Source organism: Treponema denticola, assembly GCF_024181645.1.
Taxonomy (GTDB): Bacteria; Spirochaetota; Spirochaetia; order Treponematales; family Treponemataceae; genus Treponema_B; species Treponema_B denticola_A.
Genome location: NZ_CP058624.1, coordinates 2488077 through 2513178, shown reverse-complemented (window position 1 = coordinate 2513178; position 25102 = coordinate 2488077). Strand labels below are relative to the sequence as shown.

At 36.2% G+C, this 25102-nt stretch carries 26 protein-coding genes, 5 tRNA genes, 2 other RNA genes and 2 pseudogenes; 24 read left to right on the top strand and 11 right to left on the bottom strand.

What is annotated here, in order from left to right; all coding sequences use genetic code 11:
- Positions 1–188: 188 nt before the first annotated feature.
- From HO345_RS11840 to HO345_RS11795, 10 genes are all read left to right on the top strand, one after another.
- A complete protein-coding gene (locus HO345_RS11840) occupies positions 189–482 on the top strand; it encodes a hypothetical protein (RefSeq protein WP_253683069.1) in 294 nt (97 codons plus the stop codon).
- A gap of 473 nt (positions 483–955) precedes the next feature.
- Complete coding sequence (locus HO345_RS11835; protein WP_002666483.1) at positions 956–1213, top strand: type II toxin-antitoxin system prevent-host-death family antitoxin; 258 nt, start codon at positions 956–958, stop codon at positions 1211–1213.
- Positions 1206–1469: a type II toxin-antitoxin system RelE/ParE family toxin gene (locus HO345_RS11830; protein ID WP_253683068.1), complete on the top strand. Its 264-nt coding sequence runs from the start codon at positions 1206–1208 to the stop codon at positions 1467–1469. Before HO345_RS11835 ends, HO345_RS11830 begins: the two co-directional genes overlap by 8 nt.
- Before the next feature lie 122 nt (positions 1470–1591).
- Positions 1592–1864, top strand: coding sequence for a type II toxin-antitoxin system Phd/YefM family antitoxin (locus HO345_RS11825; RefSeq protein WP_010694015.1), 273 nt, complete (start codon positions 1592–1594; stop codon positions 1862–1864).
- A gap of 200 nt (positions 1865–2064) precedes the next feature.
- Complete coding sequence (locus HO345_RS11820) at positions 2065–2724, top strand: hypothetical protein (protein WP_253683067.1); 660 nt, start codon at positions 2065–2067, stop codon at positions 2722–2724.
- Between the two features lie 24 nt (positions 2725–2748).
- The gene (locus HO345_RS11815; RefSeq protein ID WP_253683066.1) at positions 2749–3102 is read left to right on the top strand and encodes a GNAT family N-acetyltransferase; all 354 of its coding nucleotides are present in this window, start codon (positions 2749–2751) and stop codon (positions 3100–3102) included.
- A gap of 55 nt (positions 3103–3157) precedes the next feature.
- Positions 3158–3622, top strand: a complete 465-nt coding sequence (locus tag HO345_RS11810; protein ID WP_253683065.1) for a hypothetical protein — start codon at positions 3158–3160, stop codon at positions 3620–3622.
- A gap of 40 nt (positions 3623–3662) precedes the next feature.
- On the top strand, positions 3663–3908 hold the full coding sequence (locus tag HO345_RS11805; protein ID WP_253683064.1) for a hypothetical protein: 246 nt from the start codon (positions 3663–3665) through the stop codon (positions 3906–3908).
- A 140-nt stretch (positions 3909–4048) separates the two neighbouring features.
- Positions 4049–4855 (top strand): MBL fold metallo-hydrolase, encoded by an 807-nt coding sequence (locus HO345_RS11800; RefSeq protein WP_253683063.1) that lies wholly within the window; start codon positions 4049–4051, stop codon positions 4853–4855.
- Between the two features lie 5 nt (positions 4856–4860).
- Positions 4861–5349, top strand: coding sequence for a DciA family protein (locus HO345_RS11795; protein WP_253683062.1), 489 nt, complete (start codon positions 4861–4863; stop codon positions 5347–5349).
- A 238-nt stretch (positions 5350–5587) separates the two neighbouring features.
- Here the strand turns inward: HO345_RS11795 and HO345_RS11790 are convergent, their stop codons facing one another.
- Entirely contained in the window at positions 5588–6106 is a 519-nt protein-coding gene (locus HO345_RS11790) for a methylated-DNA--[protein]-cysteine S-methyltransferase (RefSeq protein ID WP_253683061.1), read from the bottom strand.
- Between the two features lie 13 nt (positions 6107–6119).
- A pseudogene (locus tag HO345_RS11785) lies at positions 6120–6929 on the bottom strand (class I SAM-dependent methyltransferase).
- A 636-nt stretch (positions 6930–7565) separates the two neighbouring features.
- Between HO345_RS11785 and HO345_RS11780 the strand changes: the two are divergent.
- The 8 genes from HO345_RS11780 to HO345_RS11745 all read left to right on the top strand — a co-directional run bounded on the left by HO345_RS11780 (position 7566) and on the right by HO345_RS11745 (position 10380).
- Positions 7566–7650: transfer RNA gene (locus tag HO345_RS11780), tRNA-Ser, on the top strand.
- Between the two features lie 26 nt (positions 7651–7676).
- A tRNA-Ser gene (locus HO345_RS11775) sits at positions 7677–7763 on the top strand.
- Between the two features lie 10 nt (positions 7764–7773).
- A tRNA-Arg gene (locus HO345_RS11770) sits at positions 7774–7847 on the top strand.
- A gap of 41 nt (positions 7848–7888) precedes the next feature.
- Positions 7889–7973 (top strand) — tRNA-Ser (locus HO345_RS11765).
- Between the two features lie 47 nt (positions 7974–8020).
- Positions 8021–8107, top strand: a tRNA-Ser gene (locus HO345_RS11760).
- Positions 8108–8206: signal recognition particle sRNA small type (gene ffs / locus HO345_RS11755), an RNA gene on the top strand. It begins immediately after the preceding tRNA gene.
- A 51-nt stretch (positions 8207–8257) separates the two neighbouring features.
- Entirely contained in the window at positions 8258–9202 is a 945-nt protein-coding gene (locus HO345_RS11750) for a cyclic di-GMP binding protein (protein WP_301338721.1), read from the top strand.
- A 44-nt stretch (positions 9203–9246) separates the two neighbouring features.
- Positions 9247–10380 carry a tetratricopeptide repeat protein gene (locus tag HO345_RS11745; protein WP_253683059.1) on the top strand — a complete coding sequence of 378 codons (1134 nt, stop codon included), beginning with the start codon at positions 9247–9249 and terminating at the stop codon, positions 10378–10380.
- 67 nt (positions 10381–10447) lie between these two features.
- On the opposite strand, the gene HO345_RS11740 is transcribed toward HO345_RS11745, so the two are convergent.
- The 6 genes from HO345_RS11740 to HO345_RS11715 form a co-directional block, all read right to left on the bottom strand.
- Positions 10448–11509 carry a zinc-binding metallopeptidase family protein gene (locus HO345_RS11740; protein WP_253683058.1) on the bottom strand — a complete coding sequence of 354 codons (1062 nt, stop codon included), beginning with the start codon at positions 11507–11509 and terminating at the stop codon, positions 10448–10450.
- A 14-nt stretch (positions 11510–11523) separates the two neighbouring features.
- A complete protein-coding gene (locus HO345_RS11735; protein ID WP_010693995.1) occupies positions 11524–12471 on the bottom strand; it encodes an ABC transporter ATP-binding protein in 948 nt (315 codons plus the stop codon).
- On the bottom strand, positions 12468–13496 hold the full coding sequence (locus HO345_RS11730) for an ABC transporter ATP-binding protein (RefSeq protein ID WP_253683057.1): 1029 nt from the start codon (positions 13494–13496) through the stop codon (positions 12468–12470). Before HO345_RS11730 ends, HO345_RS11735 begins: the two co-directional genes overlap by 4 nt.
- A gap of 9 nt (positions 13497–13505) precedes the next feature.
- Positions 13506–14387: an ABC transporter permease gene (locus HO345_RS11725; RefSeq protein ID WP_253683056.1), complete on the bottom strand. Its 882-nt coding sequence runs from the start codon at positions 14385–14387 to the stop codon at positions 13506–13508.
- A gap of 17 nt (positions 14388–14404) precedes the next feature.
- The gene (locus HO345_RS11720) at positions 14405–15322 is read right to left on the bottom strand and encodes an ABC transporter permease (protein ID WP_253683055.1); all 918 of its coding nucleotides are present in this window, start codon (positions 15320–15322) and stop codon (positions 14405–14407) included.
- A 152-nt stretch (positions 15323–15474) separates the two neighbouring features.
- Complete coding sequence (locus HO345_RS11715; RefSeq protein ID WP_253683054.1) at positions 15475–17019, bottom strand: ABC transporter substrate-binding protein; 1545 nt, start codon at positions 17017–17019, stop codon at positions 15475–15477.
- A 285-nt stretch (positions 17020–17304) separates the two neighbouring features.
- Between HO345_RS11715 and HO345_RS11710 the strand changes: the two genes are divergently transcribed.
- The 3 genes from HO345_RS11710 (at position 17305) to ssrA (ending at position 19418) form a co-directional block, all read left to right on the top strand.
- Entirely contained in the window at positions 17305–18282 is a 978-nt protein-coding gene (locus HO345_RS11710) for an ABC transporter substrate-binding protein (protein WP_253683053.1), read from the top strand.
- Entirely contained in the window at positions 18254–18985 is a 732-nt protein-coding gene (locus HO345_RS11705; RefSeq protein WP_253683052.1) for an ABC transporter permease, read from the top strand. The genes HO345_RS11710 and HO345_RS11705 overlap by 29 nt, the downstream gene beginning before the upstream one ends.
- 82 nt (positions 18986–19067) lie before the next feature.
- Positions 19068–19418, top strand: a transfer-messenger RNA (tmRNA) gene (ssrA, locus tag HO345_RS11700).
- A gap of 5 nt (positions 19419–19423) precedes the next feature.
- Here the strand turns inward: ssrA and cobO are convergent.
- Positions 19424–19939, bottom strand: a complete 516-nt coding sequence (gene cobO, locus HO345_RS11695; RefSeq protein WP_002666509.1) for a cob(I)yrinic acid a,c-diamide adenosyltransferase — start codon at positions 19937–19939, stop codon at positions 19424–19426.
- Positions 19940–20255: 316 nt separating this feature from the next.
- On the opposite strand from cobO, the gene HO345_RS11690 reads away from it, so the two are divergent.
- Positions 20256–21134, top strand: coding sequence for an Rpn family recombination-promoting nuclease/putative transposase (locus tag HO345_RS11690; RefSeq protein WP_253683051.1), 879 nt, complete (start codon positions 20256–20258; stop codon positions 21132–21134).
- A 19-nt stretch (positions 21135–21153) separates the two neighbouring features.
- A pseudogene (locus HO345_RS11685) lies at positions 21154–21384 on the top strand (Rpn/YhgA-type helix-turn-helix domain-containing protein); the annotation flags it as partial.
- Positions 21385–22060: 676 nt separating this feature from the next.
- Here the strand turns inward: HO345_RS11685 and HO345_RS11680 are convergent.
- Positions 22061–23347: an ArsB/NhaD family transporter gene (locus tag HO345_RS11680; protein ID WP_253683049.1), complete on the bottom strand. Its 1287-nt coding sequence runs from the start codon at positions 23345–23347 to the stop codon at positions 22061–22063.
- A gap of 170 nt (positions 23348–23517) precedes the next feature.
- On the opposite strand from HO345_RS11680, the gene HO345_RS11675 reads away from it, so the two are divergent.
- Complete coding sequence (locus tag HO345_RS11675; protein ID WP_253683048.1) at positions 23518–23865, top strand: DUF805 domain-containing protein; 348 nt, start codon at positions 23518–23520, stop codon at positions 23863–23865.
- A gap of 59 nt (positions 23866–23924) precedes the next feature.
- Here HO345_RS11675 and HO345_RS11670 read toward each other — a convergent pair whose 3' ends face one another.
- Positions 23925–25085 (bottom strand): glycerate kinase family protein, encoded by a 1161-nt coding sequence (locus tag HO345_RS11670; protein ID WP_253683047.1) that lies wholly within the window; start codon positions 25083–25085, stop codon positions 23925–23927.
- Between the last annotated feature and the right edge of the window lie 17 nt (positions 25086–25102).

Sequence of the window (25102 nt, the reverse complement as noted above, 5' to 3'; positions counted from 1 at the left end):
AGTGCGTAGTTAGATCGATGTCTATAATACGAATAATGGATCAAATTTTACGATTAATTCTGTGGTAACAAGTTAATAAAATTCTTTTAATAATATTAAATAAATTAACACCTGACTTAATCTTTCAAAAACTGAATTTATCAACAAAATCAAGAAAAATACTGTATAATTATAAAAAAAGAATAGCTATGGATTATGTTTTTGTAAAAGATACGGAAGGATTTGTAGTTAAAAAGTTAAGATCACAGGTAGAATTTGATGAAAAGATAATTTCTGAGGCGGAATATAAAGAATTGTCAGGTGATAATTATTATGAATTTCATTTTGGGCATGGAGGCAAAAGACCCGGAGCCGGTAGAAAACAAAAACTAGGCTCGCCCTTAAAATTTCAGATTAGGGTAACGGAAGAAGAAAAAGAATTTATCAGCTATGCGCGTGAACATAACTTTGATTATAAAAAAGTTATGGAACAAAAAAAATGAAAGAAAATATTACGGAGGGCAATTATGAGAGAAGAATATGATTTTTCAAATGCTATTAAAAACCCTTATGAAATAATTTTTCAGATTATATGAATCTATGGAATTAAAATCATAACCGATTGAAATCGACTGACTTAAAACAGAATTGATTTTATTGCAGCCTCTTTCAGTTAAACAGTTTGAAAATCTCTAAAATATTAGATTAACATATTGTAAGAAGTTGTATTTTGGGTTATTATAATGATAGGCATAAAGAATATTAGGTCGGAAAACTTTCAGAACAAAACTATCAAAAACTTGTAGAAGCAGTTATAAAACTTATCTCAAACAAATAAATCAAATAACATTCGCCTCAACCTGACATTACATGGTAATTATGAGTATGGAAACCTATGAAAAAAATCTTTATAAATTACTATAAACCTTGACAAATCACACTATAAATAGTACTATTTATAGTGCGGGGTGATTATATGAATATGACAATAACTGCTAATGATTTAAAAGTTAAAGGTGTAAGTTTAATTGATTCTGTAGTAGAAAAAAATGAAAGTGCAATTATTTCAGTTCATGGTAAAGATAAATATGTAGTTTTAAAAATTTCCGAATATAATAAATTGCGTGAATTAGAACTGGAAAATGCTATAAAAGAAACAAAAGCTGATATAGCATCAGGCAAATTTTATACCGACGGAATATCTGAACATATGAAAAGAGTAAGCGGTGTATAAAATCATTTTTACAGAATCATATGAAGAAAAGGCAAAAAAATTCCTAAAAAAACATCCTGATTTACAAAAACAATATCGGAAAACTTTAGAACTTATGGAATTAAACCCTTATCATCCTTCATTAAGATTACATAAATTTTTTGAGTTATTTTCCATTTCTATAAACATGCAATATAGGATAGCAATTGATTTTCAGATTGAAAATGAAACAATAATTCCAATAAACATTGGCGATCATAAATTAATTTACGGATAGAAAAAAAATCTTATAGACTTTGCTTCTGTAGATATAAACAATAGTCTTTATATATAATATTATTGTTTCAAAACCTTGTATTTTTGTGCAAAAAAATGTACAATAATATTAACGGAGGTCTTATGATTACGGCAATGACAATTACAGAGGCAAGAAAGAAAATAACCTCGCTTGAAGATACAATGGATTATGATGATACTATTTCTATAACCAATCATGGGAAGGAAATTTTTGCTCTAATAAAATGGGATACATATGAGAGTATTTGTGAGACTTTAGAAATTTTATCGGATGAAGAACTTTCAAAAAATCTTGCTATTGGTGTTCAACAGATTAAACAAAATAATTTGTTGGATTTCGATTCATTTAAAAAAAGTCTTTCATGTACACAATAAAACTTACTGAAATTGCTGCAAACTATATTGCTTCATTGGACAAAAAGCATGATATTTATGAATTGATGAAAAAATACATCAAAACCGGATTGCTGGATAACAAATAAAATCTACCATGTAATGTTGGTTGATTAACAGATTGTAAGAACTTGTTTTTTGCGATATTATTATATAAAAATATTACTGAGAAGGGGAATAAAATGGCTATTCGTAAAGTTATTTTTTTGACACTCTTAATTATGATGCTTTCAAGCTGTACAACCTCCGGTTATGATAGTTTTCGAACAAGAGAAAGCTCCTTTAACCAAACACAAATCGCTACGAGTAATTCTGCTTTTTCAAAAGAAATGATAACAACAATCCTTGAAACGAAATTTCCTCCAAATAAAATTGTTTCTATAGCGATTTTATTTATAGATAAGCAAAGTCCATATTCTGCAGATTTTTCTATTGAAATAATGAAAAAAAGTAATTTAATAAACGGAGTAGAAAAATTTGTTTCTGTACCATCAATAATGATACCAAATAAATTAACTTTTGATGATATTCAGCAAATTGGAATTCGCTCACTTTGTGAATATACTTTAGTCTTTTATTCAGAATCAAGAACAGAGATGTCATTCACCCAATTTATAAAAGGAGAGATAGAATTTAAATCTGATGTTGAATTTTCATTAATAGATAACCAAACGACTGCAGTAATTGCTTCTGATAGACTTGTAACAAAGATAATGAAAAAAAATAAGTTTTTTAACGATAAAATTATTGAACAAGCAAAAAATGAAGTATTTAATGAACAAGCAAATATTTTAGCAGTTAAATTAAATGCCCTTTTTAGTAGTAAATACCAAAAAAAGTAACCACTTAAAACAGATATATAAAAAATGAGTGATACAAGAATTATTAATATTTCTAAAATAACAGTAAATGACTGTTATGAAATCTCAAAATGCTTTGAAGAACAAAAATGGCAAAAACCAATTGAGCAATATATCCAATATATGGATGATCAAAACAATGGTTTAATTGATGTTCTATTGGCTAAAGATAATAATAAATTTGCAGGATATTGTATAATTCAATGGAAGTCAGAATACACATTCTTTTATAAAAATAATATTCCTGAAATAAAAGATTTGAATGTCTTAAAAAAGTACCAAAGAAAGGGAATTGCTACGGCATTAATGGAAGAAGCGGAAAAACGAATATTTTATAAGAGTAATTTATGCGGTCTTTAAGTTGGTTTAACAAATGATTATGGAAAAGCTCATCAACTGTATATAAAAAGAGGATATGTCCCTGATGGAAGAAGATGATTGTGTGCATCGCAATGAGAAGCAAAAAAACAATTTCGGGAAGCTCTATGTGCATAAAACTAAAAACAATCACTTAAAAGGTGGAACAAGGAAGGGAATGGACCTTTGTCTTTCCGACAGTGAAAGCTATACCCTCGCCTTCTTAATAAGAAGTGCCTATGTAAACAGTATGAAAAACAGAATTTGCGGTCCGTCTTTGTTGACTGATGGAGTCTTTGAAGAGCTTGGATTTGATTATAAAACAGACTATGGTAATCTTGAGTCCAAAAATGTGCTTTTCAAAGAAAAAAAACCGGAAGCCGAATTTTACCTAAGCAAAAGAATAAATGTAAATTCAAAGATGCAGAGCTGTTTTTTAAGAATGATGCGAATCAAAGATAATTATTTTACAGGTTTAAAAGAAATTAATAAACTTAAAAGCCGGCCTTTCTCCGTTGTTTAATCATACAAAATGATGTATAGTGTTTGTAAGGAGATACAATATGCCGTTATTGCAAGTAAGAGAATGTCCTGAAGATATTTATAGAAAAATTACTTATGCTGCAAAGAGTGAAAATAGAACTATTGCACAGCAAATCATTGTTTTACTTGAAAAGGCCTTGGGACAAGAAGAATCAAATATTTTGCGTCGGAAAAATATTCTAAAAAAAATTCAAAGCCGGGATGTTTCGCATGAAATAAAAGCTATCAACCCTGTAGAACTTATCAGAGAGGATAGAGACAGGTGATTATAGTTCTTGATGTAAGCGCTGCAATAGAAATACTTTTTCAAAGGGAAAAAAGCGGCTTATTCTCCGAGATTTGTAAAAAAATGAATATAAAAGTTTGTAATTAAAAATAGGATTTATTATTTGATAGAGGAAAAAAAATGAATTTAATCGAATTTTTCGGAACTACGGTAAAACCTAAAATTACAAAAGGCAAAAATATGCTGAATCCCATACCTACAGGTAAGATCACAGAAGGTGTTTTTTGTATAAGGGATAAGGATGTAAATGTCTTTTTAATCAAAACAAAAAACTACTATATAGCAATAGATTCGGGCTATAAAAACAGTGAAAATCTGATTAAGGGCTTAAAAGAGCTGAATATAGACAGAAACGATGTAAAATACCTTTTTTTAACCCATTTGGATTTGGATCATGCTGGCGGTATTGACGGGAGATGTGATAATATCTTCCCGAATGCAAAAATTTTTTTGGGAAATGAAGAAGAAAAATACCTTAAATCGATTTATTTCCGCAAAAAAGTGCTCTTTTTTAACCTAAAAACCCCTATCAAAATCTTTAAAGATTATACCTGCCTTGAAGATGGAGAAACCGTTAATTTGGATGAAAACAGCATAGAAGCCGTTCTTACCCCCGGCCATACCCTTGGACATCTGACTTATATCTTGAATGATAAAATCATTTTTTCCGGAGATTGCCTTATAATGAACAGTGAGGGCGGCTACAGTATGTATGACCTATGGAACATTGATACGGTACAAAATATACGCTCTCTATTTAAACTAAAAGAAATAGCTCTTCAAAAAAAATGTGAAATGCTCATAAGCTCCCATACAGGTTTTACTGCCGATATCGAAAGGGCCTTTAAACATATAGATGAAGCTCCTGACTGGAAGGCCAAAGGATTCAAGTTTATTGAAAATGCCGTAGAAAATCTTTATGAGTAAAAACCATGAAACTTTTTAAAACATCAAAAGAGATAGTAGATAATTTTTCTCAGAAATTTAATGAAATGGCGGAAATTTCCTCGAACCTTAATAACGAGCAAGCCCTATCCGTTTTTGAAGGATGGGAAAAAGTCATAGGCGATAAAAAGTTGGCTGCATATTGCGAGCTTTATGATATAAAAAATGAAACGGCAATCATAAAAACCGAACATACAGGCTGGAGTCAGCAGCTTTTGATGCGGAAGAAAAAAATCATATATAATTTTAAAAAATTTTATCCGTCTTTGGATGTAAAAAATATTTCGATTTTTGTTGAGCCCGAATTTGAACTAAAGAGAAATTCTGATGTATCTGAACATCTTAATCAGAACTTAAGTATAGATATTGAAGAAGATAATCCAAAAACAACTGATGAACCCGATAAACCCCTTCCGCCCGAATTAGCGAAAGCTTTAAAATCCTTAAAAAAATCCATATTAAAAAAGAATAAGTGAAAGGCAACATATTCACAGTTATTCAAATTTAATAAACAAGTTATCCACAAGCAAAAATTAGAATATTTTATAAAATCTTTTTATATCGATATCTTTTTTTTAAAAAAGAAAGAAAAAAGGTGATAAAACTCTAAAAAGTCCATCAAAAAGGTTGTTTAAGGCTTATTTTTGATTATTTTATAACTAAAAATGTTTCACGTGAAACATTACTTTTATGTTTAATTTTAAGCTAAGTTTATCACAAGTTATCCACAAACGGAATTAATTCGATTTGGCATTCTTTTTGCTCAAGACTTAAAAGAAATCTTTTGCGATCCAAACCTGCGGAAAAACCGCCTAAATTTCCGCCTGTGCAGATTACTCTATGACATGGAATTATAATTGGGATAGGATTTTTTCCGTTAGCGTTTCCTACGGCTCGGCAAGATTTGGGATTATTTATATTTGCTGCTATCTGTTTATAGGACAGAGTTTTTCCATATGGAATTTTACAAAGCTCTTTCCACACGGACTTTTGGAAGTCTGTACCTTCAGGAGAAAGCTGTACCGTAAATTGTTTTAAACTTCCTTCAAAGTATTTTTGTAATTCTTCTTTGGTCTGTTTGCATATTTCTTCTGCCTTTGTAAAATTATCTTGAGTTTGTTCAGGTAGATTTGTAATGGAATCTTTTTTTATAAATCTTAATTCTTTTAGACCTGAGTTATCCGCAATAATTAGTATTTTTCCGATCGGGCTGTCAAAATTTTCGTATATCATAAATACCTCAGCATTAGTTTTCATTTAAAAGTTTTTCCAAACAGGGCTCAATTAAAAAAGCTTGTTTTATCTCTTTAAATTCTTCTTTGGCTTTTTCAATAAGTGCTGTTTTTGTTTTTGACTTATCATCAAGTTTTACAGCCTTGATTAAGATGTTTTTAGGCGTATGTTCCGTTTCGATAAATTCCTCAACGCTTACCCTATACCCTTCCGATTCCAGTAGTTTTCCTCTAATTGTATCAGTAAGCAGGGAAGCAAATTTTTCTGTAATAATACCGTAATCAAGCATCGGAGATAACGGCTTTATAACCTTATTTCTGTTTTTACGAATTTGAGTATTAAGCTCGTGTTGGCAGCAGGGAACTGCGAATATTATTTTTGTATTGCTTTTGACAGCCTTGGCTATAGCCAAATCCGTTGCCGTATCGCAGGCATGGAGGCTTATCACCATATCCGGCGGTGTATCAAACTTAAATCGGCCTATATCTCCAACTTCAAAGGTAAGATTGGCAAAACGGCATTCCCGGCTTAATTTATTACAAAAATCTATTACATCTTCTTTTAGATCCAAGCCTCATATCTTAACGGATAAATTTTCAATTTCAGTTAAATAATAATAAAGGGCAAAGCTTAAATAGGCCTTTCCGCAGCCGAAATCAACAATCTGCAGCTCTTTCTTTTCTTTTAAAATATCTTTTAGTTCAGGAAGAACGGATTTTATAAATTCCAGATACTTATTTATCTGCCGGAATTTATGATATTTGCTTTGAATAATTTTTCCGTCATCGGTAAAAAAGTTAAGTTTTTTTAAAAAGAGCGGCATATCGGAAGCGCTTAGAATATATTCTTTTTGCTTATTGTGTTCAAAACTTTCGTTTATCGATGCATTCCTTTTACTTAAAAGTTTTTCTTTTTTTATCGGTCTTGCCTTAAAATGAATGATCCCTTTATTGTTCTGTAAGAAAATAAGCTGACTATTTGAAGAGTTAAATTCTGCAATCTTAAATTCAAAAAAAAGACCTTCGAGTTCTTTTTGTAAATTTTGAGGTAAAAGATTTTTATGAAAAACCTTTGCATCTTCAAAGATTTCTAATTGATATTGTTCTTGATTTTTCAATATTATTTTTCTCAATTTTATTTTTTGAATCTGAGAATCTCTTTTTACCGGTTTTGAAAAAAAACCTGAAATAATATTATGCTCAATACAAAGCTCTGCCGCTTTTTTTGTTGATACTGTATTCATAAAATGCTCCGGCAATATACTATCATAAAGCCTTCTGTGATACAAGACTGCAAAATGTTTCACGTGAAACATTTTATTTATTTTAATTATATAGATAAGTATGTAACTGATATAAATGCACTGTGAAAGGAAGGATTATCTAAAAAAGAGTGATCCCGTTGTCATAAACCTATTGACAAAACCCCTGTTTTTAGGGTAATATGAACCCTACATTTTGGAGCGATGGCCGAGCGGTTGAAGGCGGCGGTCTTGAAAACCGTTGTGCTGAGAGGTACCGGGGGTTCGAATCCCTCTCGCTCCGCTATTGTTTGTGATTGTACGAACTCTGGAGTGGTGCGAGAGCGGTCGAATCGGGCTCCCTGCTAAGGAGTTGTACCCTTACGGGTACCGGGGGTTCGAATCCCCCCTACTCCGAATAGTGTTTGAGGCTATAGCTCAGCTGGATAGAGCGTCAGATTGCGGATCTGAAGGTCGGCAGTTCGAACCCGCCTAGCCTCGTTAATAGCCGGCTGAAGATTTCAACCGGCTTTTTTATTTTTGGAGAGATGCGAGAGCGGTCGAATCGGGCGGTCTCGAAAACCGTTGTACCGCAAGGTACCGGGGGTTCGAATCCCCCTCTCTCCGTTTTGTAACGGAGAAAAGATTCAACTTTAAACGCATTCCTTATTTTTGGAGAGATGTCCGAGTGGTCGAAGGTACACGATTGGAAGTCGTGTGTGCCAGAGATGGTACCGAGGGTTCGAATCCCTCTCTCTCCGTCCCGGGGCCTATGCAAAAAAGGTTTTTCAAACCCCGTCAGATCCGGAAGGAAGCAGCGGTAGATTAATTCTTTTTGTGCCGTAGTGTTCCCGGGTTTTTTTATTTTAAGCCTTATTGACCTTTTAGCAAATAACTATTATCATATACCCATGGCCTTTGCAGTAAGTCAGCAATTAAACAGGTATTATGACCTATATAAAAATATAGATGTAACTTTCTCAAAAGAAGTCGTTTCTACCCTTAATTTTGAGCCGAAGCAGGTTTTTGTACGTTGTTCCGGCGGACAGTGGCCATGCATTATCAATTCGGCTTCTATGACAAAGGCTAAAATAATTTGCGGCAAAAAAAGCGGTTTCCTAGACAGATTGAGGAGCGGTATAACATCCGTAAATATAAGATTTGCTTTTTTTGATGCTGAAGGAAAAGATTCTCTTTCTTTTTTTGTTGCAGCTAAATTGGTCGGTATTTCTTCTTATGAAGCCGGGGACCAAGATCTTGTATTAATAACCTTCGAATATACCCAAAGAGCTCCGGATGATTTAATAGAAAAATTAGGTATCTTACTTGAAGCCAATATCAATTCACAAAAACGTCAAAATGAGAGAATTGTTATCACTCCTGAAATAAGCAGAAAAATAGGTCTTGTAGAAAAAGGAACGGTTGTGTATATTGATGCTGTTCCCAGACGCTGTCTTATTAGAGACCTCTCTTTTTCGGGGGCCAAAATCCTTCTTGTCGGTATTGCTAACTTTTTAATGAATAAAGAAATAATTCTCCGCTTTGCTTTTGATGACCCGCAGTCTGTTTTCGGAATAAAGGGAAGAGCTATAAGGACAGAACCTGTTGAAGGCAGGAAAGACTTGGTTGCTCTTGCAGTTCAGTATTATCCGAAGAGTATTCCAATGATGTATAAGATGTACTTAAATAAGTATTTTTCGGTTATGCGTAAACCGGCTTCGGATGGTTTTGGAGATGACTTTTTGGAAGATGTGGCTCCTCCTACATCTTTTGAGCCTGTTTCGTCTCCTATCAGTAGCAATACGCCTCCTCTAACACCGCCCCCTGCTGATTCTGCTCCGGAACAAATTCCTTAATAATGACCTGCTGAAATTTCAAATTACCATATTTAGGAGAAAAAATGCAAAATCCTATCGATTCGCTTTTATATGTACAAATATCGGCCGAACAAGCCGGTAAAATTTTTAAAGATCTTGAGACTTCTATTCCTCTTCCTATTCAATTATCCGAACCTAACCAAAAAGAAGATTTTAAAGTCGAAAATATAGAGCCGGAAATGATTTTGGCCGGAATGCTCACCGTTTTTGCATATGACCGGGAAAATCCCAATATTCAGTATTACAGAAAAATATTCAATTTACTCCGTCCGGATATCCGTAAAGAAATGACTCAGGCTGCAATCATCAAAATCAAAAATAATGATTTTGGTATGGCTGAAGAGATTTTACTTTCTCTTGAAGGTTTAAATCCGGATGACGGTATAACCAAATTAAATCTTGCTCTTTTGATGGAGGAGCGTTCTCAATTCTGTGAGATGAGAGAGCTTTTTGATGATGCTTTGAGTTTTAATAAAAAAGCCGAAGAGCTTTATTCCGAACTTATCCTTTTTGAGCCTCCTTTGCCGGCCGCTTTTTTTAATGCTGCATATTTTTTTATAAAGCAGAAAAACTATATAAAAGCCAAATCTCTTTTAAAAACATATTTGGAAATAGAAAATGACTCTGCAGAAACAGCCGAATTCCGAAAAACTAAGGCTTCCGAGATGCTTAAAACTATTTCGGAGCAAGCCCTTGACGATGAGCTTTTCCAAAAAGCCCATAAATATATTGATTTAGGCGAAGAAGAAAAAGCTGCCGAAAGTATAAAGCTTTTTTTGAGAAAGAATCCTAAGGTTTGGAATGCTTGGTTTTTGTTGGGTTGGGCTTTAAGACGGATGGGCCGATGGGAAGATGCTCGATCTTCTTTTTTAAAAGCTATTGAACTTTTAGAAAATTCCGAAATTTCAGACAAGGAGCCTCTTTGCGATGTTTACAATGAGCTTGCAATTTGTTTGATGGAGTTAAAACTTTTTGATGAAGCTGAAAAATATCTTATAAATGCCCTGAGTTTAGATTCCGAGAACATAAAAATTATTTCCAATCTCGGCACCCTCGCCCTAAAACAGGGAAAACAAGAAGAAGCCGAAGCCTTTTTTAGAACCGTTTTAGAAATAAATCCTGACGATAAAATCGCTTTAAGTGTTTTAGGCAAATAAAGCAACTAAAAGTAGAATACAAAAAAAGAGCCGTCTAATTTGACGGCTCTTTTTATTTCTGTTTAATTTATTTCCCCTCTCTTAAAACATATGAAAGGCATAACTCTGCGGTGTTATAAATAGATTCAAAAAAGGTTCTTTCAATACCGTGCGAAGTATAAACCGTCATACCGAAAGCGGCATGTTTTAAGTTATTGCCGTGTATAAAGGCACACATTCCATCTGTGCTATAGCGGTGGTAAAGTTCAACTGAATACGGAATGTCTATCTCCTTTGCCATTTTAATCAGCTCGGTTGTTAAAGCTCTGTCGTAGTTGAACAGTCGGTCTCCTGCCACAATGGAAACACTTCTTTCAGTACCGCTGTTATCGGGACCAATCACGCCTATATCAATTGCGGCGTATTCTCTAACTTCAGGCGGAACATAGGAGCCTCCGGCGTTTACTTCTTCGTAATAAGGGAACGCAAAAAGAGTTCTGTATTTTGGTTTTTTACCGGTAGTTTTTAAGTATTCTAAAACTGAAAGGGAGGCTGCAACAGCTGCCTTATTATCTAAAAAACGCGATCTTATTCTGCCGTTAGGCATGACTTCAAAATAGGGCTCTGGAGCAATCCAATCTCCGACTGAAATTCCTAATTCTTCAACAGCTTCTTTTGAATCTACTTCTTCGTCCAACAAAAACCGCATATTAACATCAGTACGAGGCATATCTTTGGCATCATCAAAAACATGAACCGAATGGTGTTGTAAAGCGATGTAGCCTGTGTATTTTTTCATATCGCGGGTAAACAAATAGCATTTACTGTGCTCCAAACTGTGATGGTTTAAGCCTCCTAATTCTTTTAGTGAAAGCGAGCCGTCTTCGTTTATACAGCGAACCAAATAGCCTAATGTGTCCATATGTGATCCTACCAAAACCGTGCGGCTGTTATCTTCTCCTTCTGCTTCAATGTAAAAGCAATGCCGCTCGTCTTCAAAACTTTTGAATCCCAAACTGTCGGCGTATTCCTTTAAAACGGGATTCCCCAACTCGTAAAATCCGACAGGGCTGGGTGTGTTGATGACTTTTTCCAGCGTTTCCAAAAGGTATTCTGCCTTAATTCGTTTTTTGTGTGCATCTAAAAACATAAACTTCTCCTTATTTAATATAAATGACAAGCAATAATATGTCCGGCCTCAATTTCCTTTAAGGTCGGCGAAACGGTCAAGCATTTTTCCGTAGCGTGCGGACATCGCACTGCAAATCGACATCCCGGCTTAGGATCAATCGGAGAGCTTATCTCTCCTTTTAATAAAATCCTCTCCGGTCTATTATGAATCCTAGGTACAGGTATAGCAGATAAAAGAGCCTTTGTATAGGGATGCATGGGATTCAAAAAAAGCTGCTCGGAAGGAGCCTTTTCCACGGCCTGCCCCAGATACATAACCATAATTTCATCGGAAAAATAATTAACGACCGATAAATCGTGAGTTATAAAAATATATGTCAGCCCCAATTTTTCTTGTAACTCTTGCAGCAAATTTAAAATTTGAGCCTGTATCGATACATCAAGGGCAGAGACCGGCTCATCGCAAACGATGAATTTCGGGTTTAAGGCAATTGCCCTTGCAACGCCAATTCTTTGTCTTCTCCCGCCGTCCAGCTCGTGCGGATAGGCATTAAATAAACGAGGCGACAAACCGACCGTATCCATTAGCTCTTTTATTCGCTCTTCAAATTCTTTTTTACTTTTATAAGTTTTATGAATCTTCATCGGGTTGCCGATTAAAGAAGCTACAGTTCGGCGGGGATTTAGCGATGCAAAAGGATCTTGAAAAATAATTTGCATTTTCTGCCGTAATTTTCTCATTTCGCCTGCGTTTAATTTTGCAATATCGGAATCTTCAAAAAATACCGAACCTGAAGTCGGCTCCAATAAACGCAAAATAGTCCTACCCAATGTCGATTTACCACAACCAGATTCACCTACAACCCCTAAGGTTTTTCCTTCATCTAAAGAAAAGTTTATATCATCAACAGCGTGCAGCATTCCCTTGGGCGTTTTAAAATATTTTTTTAAGTTTGAAACTTTTAATATTTCCTTGCTCATTTTTCAGCCCTCCTTTGTACATCTGCCATCAGTTTAAAATCAAAAAGATTTTTGTATTTATCCTCATATGCCAGACAGGCAACATGGTGGCTGTCATTTAATTGAGAAAGAGATGGTAAGTTTTTTTCACATTCAGATTTTGCGTAAGGGCAACGCGGAAAAAATGAGCAGCCTGCCGGTAAGTTTGTCGGGTCAGGCATTAAACCCTTAATTGGGCGTAGGGGTTCATGCCGATTTTCGACATCGGGTAAAGAATTAAATAAACCCTCCGTATAAGGATGCTTAAAATTATCAAAAATATCTTCCAAGTTACCTTTTTCTACAATTCTTCCTGCATACATAATTGCAACTTCGTCACATATATCGGCAACAACTCCAAGGTCGTGGGTAATCATCAAAAGTGAAGTTTTATAATCTTTGCGTAACCGCTTCATCAAATCGAGAACTTGAGCTTGAATTGTTACATCTAAAGCTGTGGTTGGCTCGTCGGCAATAAGAAGGTGAGGATTACAGGCTAGAGCAATTGCAATAATAACTCGTTGCTTCATTCCTCCTGAAAATTGATGAGGATAATCGCCTGCCCGTTTTGCGGAGATACCAACCATTTCCAGCATCTTGCCTGCTTCGATTAAAGCCTCCTTTTTATTAAGATTTTGATGCTTAATAAAACATTCCGCTATTTGTTTTCCTACCTTCATAACAGGATTTAAGGATGTCATCGGATCTTGGAATATCATCGAGATTTGATTTCCACGAAGTTTCCGCATTTCTTTTTCCGGTAATTTGAGCAGATCAACTTCTTCTTGAATTATCTTTCCGCTGTCGACGGAACCGACGGGTTCAGGCAACAAGCCCATTATAGCCAAGGCAGTAGTCGTTTTTCCTGCACCTGTTTCACCTACCAATCCCAGAGTTTGCCCCGTTTTAAGTTGAAATGTCAAATCATTTACAGCCTTGACAACAGCTGTATCAGTTTTGTAAGAAACCGATAAATTTTGTATATCTAAAGCTAATTTTTCTGTCATTACGATACCCTATTGTTTGAGTTTTGGGTCTAATGCGTCTCTAAGACCATCGCCTAATAAATTTATCGCCAAAGCCGTGATAGCTATTGCCAAACCCGGAAACACAATTAAATATCCTGAATTCTTAAAGTATTGTCTTCCATTGGAGAGCATTGCACCCCATTCGGGGGTCGGTGCTTGAACGCCCAATCCTATAAAACTCATTGACGAGATTGTAAGGATTGCACCTGCTAATGCAATTGAATATTGAACTATGATGGGAGCCAAACTGTTAGGTATAACTTCTTCAAAAATAATCCGCCAACTGCTTGCACCGTTTGCCTTAGCAGCTTCAATAAATTCATAACTCCTTACAGATAAAACTGAAGCTCTAGCGATTCGGGCAAAGCGGGGCATTCCTGCAATTGCAATTGCCAATATAAGGTTTACGCTACTTGTTCCCAAGGCGGCTACGACCGTAATTGCTAAGAGCATATTGGGAATAGCTAAAAAAACATCCATAATTCTCATTATAATTGAATCTACAATGCCTCCGAAATATCCTGCAATAGCACCAAATAAAGAACCTATAAAAGTGCCGACAGTAATAGAAATTGCAGCAACAATTAATGAAATTCTTGAACCATGTATTAACCGAGCTAAAACATCACGCCCAAATTCGTCCGTACCTAAATAATGCTCTGATGACGGAGGTTGTAGCGTAGCATCGTAGTTGGGTTTTATTGCCATTGTTTCATAGTCATATAATTGATCGGCAAAGATTGCCAATAAAACTATACACATTACTATTACCATTCCGACAAGGGCGGTTTTGTTTTTTCTAAATCGACGCCAAGTTTCAGTAAATAAACTGTTTTGCTTAGGTGGTTGTGCTTGCTTTTGTTTTTCCATAATTTAGACCTCTTTATTTAAGCTTTAATTCTTGGGTCGATAATACCATAAACAAAATCGACCAATAAATTTACAAAACTGAATGCAATACAAAAGCAGGTAATTGACCCCATAACCGCCGGTATATCCTTACCTTTAATTGCACTAATCATAAAACTGCCTACACCCGGAAGAGAGAATACAGCTTCTATGACAACCGAACCGGCCATCATTGATCCAAACTGTAAACCTGCAATTGTAACTACAGGAATGAGAACATTTCTTATTTCGTGCTTATTTACTATTTCTCTTGGAGTTAGGCCTTTAGCTTTTGCTGTTCGTACAAAATCCGTGCGGACAACTTCCAGCATAGCAGACCTTGTCATTCGCATAATATTTGCGGCACAAGAAATTCCTACTGCAAAACACGGCATAATAAAGCCTTTAAAGCCTGATAGGCCTTGTGATGGCAACCAGCCCAGTCTCAGTGAGAAAAACATAATCATCATTAATCCGAACCAAAATGACGGCATTGCGATACCAAGCATACCTAATACTGTTGCCAGTCCATCAATGAAGGAATATTGTTTTAAGGCTGAAATTGTTCCCAAGGGAATGCCGACTAAAATTGCTATCAGCATTCCGCCAAGGGCTAATTCTATGGTAATGGGGAACCGTTGAATAACCTCTCTAAAAACATCGCGATTATTAAAATAAGAGCGGCCTAAATCCCCTTTTATCATATTACCAACATATCGAAAATATCTAACAAAAAAAGGATCGTTAAGCCCTCTTTCAACTCTCCATCTGTCAATACTTTCTTGCGGTGCCATTTCTCCAAGAGCTAATCTAGCAGGATCGCCAGGAGATAAGTCCAAAACAAAAAAAATTAATAAGGTTACGCCTAAAATAACCGGTATTAAAAGAAAAAATCGTTTTAGCACATACTTTAACATTTACATACTCCCATAAAAACTATAAAACCTAACCGACCGGTTTGTTAGAAATGTTTTAAGGACCGGTCGGTTAAGTACAAATCCAAATAAGCTTACAAAAGCATCACACTTTTGTAAGTCGTTGTAAAAATTCAACAACTTTTCATAAGCAACTACTTAACAGTATGTAATTTATCGAAGTTATGCATGTGAATACTGGATACATCAAAGCCTTCAATATTTTTACGCATAGCTATAAAGCCCATATCCGAGCTAAAACCTATAATAGCACATTCTTCTGCAACAATTTTTGCAATGTCTGTGTAAGCCTGCAATTTTTCATTATTGTCATTTGTTGTAGAACCTTTTTCTAAAAGTTCTTCTATCCTCGGATCCCAAAAACATGCGTAATTATATCCTCCAGTCGCAACTGTTGCCTTACTGAATAAGGGACGATATGTATTGTCCGGCTCTGCATTTGCAGACCAGCCTGCAAACGAACTTTGATGTAATCCTTTGCCGATTCTTTCACTGTACATAGATCTTTCAACTTGATCTAATACCAAGTCTATACCTACTTCACGGCAAGCGGCCTGTACAACTTGCAAAGCTCTAGCCTGAGATTCACTTCGGAGTGTACAAGTGAATTTAAATCCATCCGGTTTTCCGCCTTCCTTTAATTTAGCTTTTGCTTTTTCAAGATCATATTCATATTTTTTTACGTCAGGAGTGTAACCTATGGCTGCAACACCTATACAAGAGTAATTAGGCACCGCATAACCGTTACTTTGAATTTTAATAATTGCATCTCGGTCAATACAGTGAGCAACAGCTTGTCTTAGAGCCTTATTATTAAAAGGCTCCTTTGTTACATTAAAAGCAATACCATTTAACGTTGTAGTAATATATTCTTCCATCTTCAAATTTGCATTTGCTTTAATGTCATTTACAGAGATAGTTGGTACATCTATAAGAACATCAATTTCGCCAGCTTCAAGAGCAACCATTCGGGATGTTTCTTCTGGAATGACTTTGAAGATTAGGCCTGGAGATTTTGCTTTTTCTTTCCAATAGTTTTCATTTCTTGCCAGCTCAAATTTGCTGCCAAGAGTCCATGATTTAAAAGTAAAGGGGCCTGTACCGATTACGGTTTCTGAATTTTCCATTTGTTTTCCTGCAGCATCTAAGGGTTCGACAACTTTTTTGCACATAATTGAGCTGCCCATGTGAGACAGTGAAGAAATCAAGGCAGAAGACGGAGTTTTAAGATGAAGAACAACCTTTAATTTGCCTATAACTTCGATATCACCGACCATTGCAATTAGGTGACCAACCTTGCCCGATTTCTTTTGTCTGTCTAAAGAGAATTTAACATCTTCAGCAGTTAAAGGTTCTCCATTGCTAAAGGTTATTCCTTCTCGTAAAGAAATTTCAAGAGTTTTGGGATCTTTGTAAACAAAGTCTTTTGCCAGCCAATTTTCAAACTGCATTGTTTTATTATTCAGTTTGACTAATGTTTCAAAAACATTTCTGGTAACACTTGCAGAAGCAACATCATTGTGTAGATGCGGATCCAAAGAAGTTATATCAGATACTTGGGCAATTACAATAAACCCGTCTGTAGAAGATTGCTTTGCTTGCTCTGAATTATTACCTCCACAGCTGATAAGACCAAAAACCATTGTAAAAATTAACAAAGCCGTTAATATCCTTTTCATTTTATACCTCCAAGTACAATAATAAAATAAGTTCATAAAAGAACTAAAATTTAACTGAAAAAAGAGTAAGATGAAATAATCGTCAATATACTTTTCTCAGATAAATTATTCTAACATAGATTTATAAATTTGACAATAAAAATATTTTTTTTAAAATAATTAATATATTTTGGATAATACCTCTTATAGTTTCTACTTTTATGATGTGGTTGCCCTAATCTCTTGACTTAAAAAGATTATTTATAGTATTCTTATCCGGCCGGAAAATCGGCATTGGAGGAAAGTATGAAAAAAATATATTCGAGTTTCTTTTTCTTGTTTGTTGGCCTTAGCTTACTATTTGCAGGCGGAACCAAGGAAAAATCTGTAAATGACAGCTTTAAAGTTAAGGTTGTATTACCCGCAGGAGCTCCTGCGGCAGCTCTTTCAAAACTTGTGTATGAAAAAACACAGTTTGATAATTCTGAAACGGAATATGAAGTTGTTTCAGGTCCGGAGCTTTTACAAGCGAGGGTTTTATCCGGGGAGGCCGATATTGTAGCCGTGCCTACCAATCTTGCATCAGTTTTATATTCCAAACAGAAAAATATAAAATTGTTGGCTCCCATTGTTTGGGGAAATCTTTACTTTATAAGTTCGGAACCTGTTTCTTCGATAGCGGACTTAAAGGGCAAAACTATTTATTCTTTCGGAAGAAATAATACTCCCGATTTGACGGCCCGCGAAGTGCTTAAGAAGAACGGTATTGATCCTGATAAGGATGTGAGTTTTGAGTATTTAAGTGCTGCCGGGGATATTCCCTCTGCTTTTATAAGCGGGAAAGCGAAGTATGCCCTTGCTGCAGAACCTTCTCTCAGCATGATTATGACAAAAAAGCCCGATACTAAGATTGTTGTTGATATTCAGGAAGAATGGAAAAAAGCTTTTTCAGGAGCCTCTTATCCTCAAGCTTCTTTAATTGTAAACGCCGAATTTTTACAAAAACATCCCGAATATGTAAGTGCTTTTTTAGATAAGGCTAAAGAGTCTTCCGAATGGGTAAAGGAAAATCCTCAAAAGGCTGCCGAGTATGCTTCCAAAATTGCTGCATTGCCTCCTCCTCCCATTTTATCCAAGGCTATTCCTAAGCTGAATATAGCCTTTGTTGAGGCCGGAAAAGCAAGACCGGCTGTAGAAGCTTATTTGAAAGTTTTAGCTGAAGCCGATCCTAAATTTATAGGCGGAAGTTTGCCTGATGATGCTTTCTACTATAAAGCAAAATAAGTTTAAAATAGGCGGGGCTTTTTTTTGCCTTATCCTTTGGGAAACATTTGCCCAAGGCTTAAAAGCTCCGCTTATTATCCCCCCTATAAAAGAAATATTATCAGCTCTTTTTGTTATTATAAAAACTCCGGAAACTTATATTTTTATTTTAAGCAGCCTTATCAGGATTTTTATAACATTGGCTATAGATTCCTTTATTGCATTTCTTTTAGGTATAGCTTCCGGTTTAAATAAAAATGTTGAAGATTTTTTATCGGCTCCCGAAAATATTTTAAAATCCAGCCCTACAATATCCGTTTTGCTTTTAGCCTTAATTTGGTTTAAATCGAATATGACGCCCATCTTTGTTACAAGCTTGATTGTTCTTCCTCTTCTGTATAGAAACATTGTAGACGGAGTAAAAAATATAGATAAAGGTCTGATAGAAATGTCTTATGATTTTAATGTTCCTTTTGGTAAAAGATTAAAAAGTTTATACCTTCCCTGCATAAGACCTTTTTTGAGAAACGGTTATATTTTAAGTACTGGCTTTGCCGTGAAGGTTGTTATAATGGCAGAGGTCTTAAGCCAGCCGAAATACGGCATAGGCTCTGCTTTTCAGACAGCTAAGGTTCAGATTGAAACCGCATCTATCTTTGCATGGACGGGAATAGCCGTCTTACTTGCTGCCCTCTTACAAAAGGGAGTAAAAAGGGTTTTATAGTATAATTTTCCGATTTTGGTTTTCTGTATTCTTGACTTTTTTATATAAATTTAATATAAATATAGTAATCTATTTACAGCTTGGGGATGTTCCGGTTTCGACCGGAAAGACGGAGGCTTAAGCTGCAGGCGGAGTGCCGATCTCCTGATTCGGCAAACACTATAACTGCCGAAAATAACGACAGTTTCGATTACGCCTTAGCTGCATAATCGCGGAATCTGCTTTGCACTGCTCCGAGCGGGGCATGATTCCGACGCCAATCGGGGCTTGCTTTTTAGCGGTGTGTAAACGTTAAAAGGGACTTTTTTTACACTAAGGATTCGACGCTTTCGGTGCTGCTACCGGATCCCTACAACTACCTCGCACCGATAAGCCTGTAGACGCTTCTGATTCCCTTTTCGGGACGGGGGTTCAATTCCCCCCATCTCCATCAGCTTTTTAAGATTCTATACCACGCCTTGCCTGTACACCGTCATTAAAATAGTGCTTTATCATCTTCATTTCGGTTACAAGGTCGGCCGCTTCAATTATTTTTTTATTTGCGTAGCGGCCGGTTAAGACGAGTTCTACGGATTCGGGCTTGTTTTTGATAATATGCAGGATGCGTTCAATATCAAAAAGGCCGTATAAAAGAGCAACATTTACTTCTTCCATAATTACAACATCGTACTCGCCCGACATAATTATCTTTTCAATCTTATCCAAGCCTTCATTTGCTCTTTGAATATCCTTTTCCGTAGGATCATTATGAACAAAGTGAGCTTCTCCGTATTGCTCTATTGTAAGATTGGGCAGGTACTCAGGGGCTTTTAACTCGCTGTAATTCATTCCCTTTAAAAATTGGCCTATATAAACCTTGTATCCGGCACACACGGCTCTAAGAGCAAGCCCGAAAGCTGCTGTTGTTTTTCCCTTACCGTCCCCGGTATAAACTTGAACATATCCTTTTTTCATATTAACCTCCAGAAAAATTAAGCAAATTTGCTATGTCTTGATTATACCGTTTTTTTGGTAAAGATACAATTACATGTTGTATGGTATGTCAATTTTATAATTAAGATGTATAAATAAATTTTCTTTGCGATACAATATCTTTTACTGAAATGACTTTTGAAAATATAAAGCCCTTGACCATATCAAGGACTAAATATAAAAGAATAAAAAATTATAATTTTTCAAATGCGCTCTTAGTGCCCCCTGCGGTTAAATAAAAACAGCTCTTACAAAATTGAGGTAATTGTGGTATAATACAACCAATGAAGGAGCAGCTATGAGTACTTCAAACAGAAAATACAAAGACTCAGTGTTTGTCGACTTGTTCAGCGAAGACGAAAAAGCGAAAGAAAATTTCTTATCTCTTTACAACGCCTTACACGGTACACACCTTCCGCTTTCGTCTCCCGTAGAAAATATACGGCTCGATAATGTTATGTATATGAACATAATCAATGATGTTTCCTGCCTTGTAGACGGTAAAATAATCGTGCTGGCTGAACATCAATCCACTATAAACGAAAACATGCCCCTACGCTTTTTAGAATACATAGCTCGGCTCTACGAAAAACTGCAAGCACCGACCGACAGGTATTTAAGAAAGCTGTCAAAAATACCTACACCCGAGTTTTATGTTTTCTATAATGGCAAGGAAGACTACCCGGAAACTACAACATTAAAGTTATCCGATGCATTCATCACAAAGTCAGCACAAGTGCCGCTGGAATTGACAGTACAGGTTTTAAACATCAATACAGATAAGGCAAACAAAATCCTAACAGCCTGCAAACTGCTTGAAGAATACAGCCTCTTTGTAGAAGAGGTAAGAAAACAAACCAAACTTGATTCTGAAAACGGTTTTACCAATGCGGTAAAGATATGTATAGAAAAAGGGATCTTAAAAGAATATTTACAGAGAAAATCACGGGAGGTAATAAACATGCTAGTAGCCGAATATGATTATGATACAGACATCGCAGTACAGAGAGAAGAAAGCCTAAGGATTGGCATACAGCAGGGTATTGAGCAAGGCTTTTCTGACGGCTCATACCAAACAAAGCTTGAAACGGCAAAATTGATGAAAGGTATGAATTATCCGATCAATGATATTTGTACAATATCAGGGCTTTCCATTGAAGAAATAAAAGCTCTATAAGAATCAACCTATTTGCAAAAGAAAGGTAATAAACATGCTAGTAGCCGAATATGATTATGATACAGACATCGCAGTACAGAGAGAAGAAAGCCTAAGGATTGGCATACAGCAGGGTATTGAGCAAGGCTTTTCTGACGGCTCATACCAAACAAAGCTTGAAACGGCAAAGAACTTACTTGAAATGGGGTTTGCCATAGAAGCTATCGTAAGAGCTACAGGTCTCAGCAAAGAAGAAGTCGAAAACATTTGAAACGCCTGCTATCCTGGGGCAAATTTTGAATAGCCTTTTTGAAAATAGCCGGTGCAGATTCAAAAAAAACCGCAAAGCCCGCAAGGAACGCCAAGGATAAATGAAAGAATATATTATCAAAACCCTAATCAAAATTCCTTTGAGTCCTTCGCATCTTTGCGGTTAAATAAAAAATCTTAAAAATTTTCCAAAAAAAACTTGAAACCTTGACAAAACCGTGCTCTACTGATACTAATGAAAGGCAAACACAGCAGCAACAGAAAATACAAACATTCTCACCAAAAAAATGCAAAAAGTTTAGCAAAGTGCTTGACACGTAGCAATGCCTTACACAATTTTTAGCAACCAAGCGATAAAGCGGCATAAACTTCCGCTCCGCACCCAAATAAATTTACAGTTAAATACCAATTTTCTCACAGTACACCATAAGCACAAGAGCGAATCCCCGTCCTTGTGCGTTTTTTATATTACACCGTTTAAAAAACTGAAACTCCTGCCAAGCCTTGAGCTTCGCTCAACTTCGCTAAGGAATAATCCTAAGGTAAATCGGTTTATGCCCCTCGCGGCAAAAATTAATCAGCCTGCCCTTTAAGGCGGCACCGCCCCCCAACTGGACAAAACTCCGGCTTAGGGGGCGGTTTTTTGTGTGCATTAAGTGCTAAAAATTGATTTTAGGTTACACGCCGTAACAAAGCCAAATAAGAATATAACCTATTACAACCGCAGTAAGGGTGTAAGGAACGCTCATCTTCATAAATTCGCTGTTTTTTACCTGATGGCCTTCGTTTCTTAAAATACCGAGGGAGGTAATATTTGCAGAAGCTCCGATGGGAGTAATGTTTCCGCCGAGGGTTGCGCCTGAAAGAAGTCCGAAAAACAAAATGGGCGAAGCTATATTAAGTCCCTGCGAAAGAATTTGTATAATGGGCAGCATTGCAGCGACATAAGGAATATTATCTACAAATGCCGAAACTAAAACCGAACCCCAAACTATTATTGTATAAATTAAAAATACATTTGAGCCGAGGGTCAAAAACCAGTCGGCAATGGCCTGTATAACTCCGGCCCTTGTAACGGCTGCAATAACAGTAAAAAGCCCCATAAGTAAAAAGAGGGTTTCAAAACTGAGTTCTTTTTTTACGACTTTTAAAATATCAAGTTTTTTCGTTTTTATGATGTTATAGATAATACCTACTATCATAAGGCCTGTACAAATTAAACCGTTTATTGTTTGAGGCTTTTTGTCTTCCGGTAAAAAAGAGGCTCCAATCATAAGAACGACCATTATAAGAAGTAGGATTGATGGAAAGTAATCCGTTACCTTGGTAAGTTCAACCTTATCCGGTTTTTGGACGGCCTTGCGGAAAATAAAATAGATAATTCCGGTGGCGGCAACTGCTGCGATTTCAACGGCAAAGAAAAGAGAGGGCTTTCCCAAATACCAAAAAAAGTCGAAGAAGGTCATGTTCAAATGGCTTCCTAAAAGAATTGAAGTTGTGTCTCCTACCAAGGTGGCTGCTCCCTGAAGGTTTGCCGAAATCGAAATAGCAATTATGGGTTTAACAGGCGACATGTTGAGCTTTTTCGATAAGACAACCGCAATGGGTGCCAGCATTAAGACTGTGGCAACATTATCCATAAAGGCTGAAATAAAACCTGCAAAGAGGGATAGACATACTATAATCCATTTTACATTCGGAACATCATTTATAATTTTATCTGCAATGCGTTGCGGCATCTTAGATTCGGTAAAAAGGGCAACCAAGCCCATTGTTCCTGCAATCATTAAAATAACATTCCAGTCAATGGCAAAAAAAACTTCATTATAAGGGAGTATCCCTAAAAGTACAAAGATTAGGGCCGATGAACAGGCAACTATAGGCCTGTGGTTTGTCAAGGTAATCATCAAAACATAGGTCAATCCGAATAAGACGGCCGCTAAAATGAGAGGATCTGTAACCATGGTAATCTCCTAAAGGGTAAATTTTTACACTAAATGAGAAAATTTGTCAACATATAGAAAATTTATCGGTTATAAAAAAGTATAAAGGGTTGACATAATTCAAAAAAAGAGTAATAATTACCTTACCATAATAAATGCTGATAAAGCTTGTTCAAAAGGAGATTTTAATTATGAACTACTATTTGGATGTACTTAAAAAGTATATTGTTTTTGATGGCCGTGCCCGCCGAAAAGAATATTGGATGTTTATACTATTCAATTTAATTATTGCGGGAGTGGTAAGTATTCTTGATTATATTTTAGGAACTGCAATTTTAGGATCTTTATACGGCTTAGCTGTACTTTTACCTTCTCTTGCTGTACAAGTAAGACGATTGCATGATATAAACAAACCCTGGTATTGGATATTTATAACTCTTATTCCTTTAGTGGGTCCTATATGGATGATTGTTTTGATGGCAACCGAAGGAACAAGAGGAGATAACGATTTCGGTCCGGATCCGAAAGCCGGAGAATAAAACTTCTTTCTAAAAGGGATTTATAAGTTGTATATAAATCCCTTTTTTTTATGGGTGCACTAGCATAATGTTTTTATTAGCCGTAAGACATCTTTCATTGTTGCGGTCAAATCAGTTTCAGCTGTTTTTTTTGCTTGGCTGAAAGGTACGGCAAGACGGTTTATGCTGAATACGGCGGAAACTCCCATTTTATAAATATCGTCTATACCCTCTTCTGCATCGCCTACGACAGCTATCACAGGTACATTTTTCTTTTTGGCTCTTTGGGCAACGCCTGCAATAACCTTTCCTCTTAAACTTTGACTATCCAATTTGCCTTCTCCCGTAAAAACAAAATCGGTATTATCCAGTTTTTTCTCAAAGCCAACCGTATCAAGAACAATTTCAATACCCATTTTTAACTCGGAACCTAAAAAGACAAGAGTTCCGTAGCCCATGCCTCCGGCAGCCCCTGCCCCGGGGATTTCTGCCGTTTCAGAACCGGAATTGAGGGTTTCGGTTTTTCCTGCAACCAAGGCTAGATGTTTTAGGCCTTGGTCGAGTTCTTCAACCATGCCGGGATCTGCACCTTTTTGCGGAGCAAAGATGTAGGCTGCTCCGGTTTTTCCGAAAAGAGGATTATCTATATCGCACATAGTCGTAAACCTTGCTTTTTTTACAAGCGGGTTTAGGCCTGTCATATCTATGCGTTCAATATTTTTTAAGGTTCCGCCTGCCGGAATAAAACTTTTTCCGTCCTTATCAAAAAACTTGACTCCCAAGGCTGCTGCAGCTCCGCAGCCGCCGTCATTTGTCGCACTTCCGCCCAAACCGATTATAATATTTGTACATCCGTTTTTAAGGGCATCGGTTATGAGTTCACCTACTCCATAGGTCGTGGTAAGGGATGGATTAAGCCTTCCTATCGCAAGAGGGAGACCCGCACAGGCGGCCATTTCAATTACGGCAGTCTTTTCGGCATTCGGATCTTCATTTTTTAAAATACCGTAAAAGCTTTCCATTTCTTCAAAAAAAGGATTTTTGACTTTAACCGTTTTTTTTATGCCGCCTACAGCCTCTAAAAAGGCATCGACACTGCCCTCCCCGCCATCCGCTACAGGGATTGAAAGGGTTTGAGCTTCAGGGAAAATTTCTTTTATCGCATTTTTCATCAAAGTACATATTCTAGCCGAGCTCATTGTTCCCTTAAAGGAATCGGGGATAAGCAGTATCTTTTTCATAGCATTAACCTCTTTTA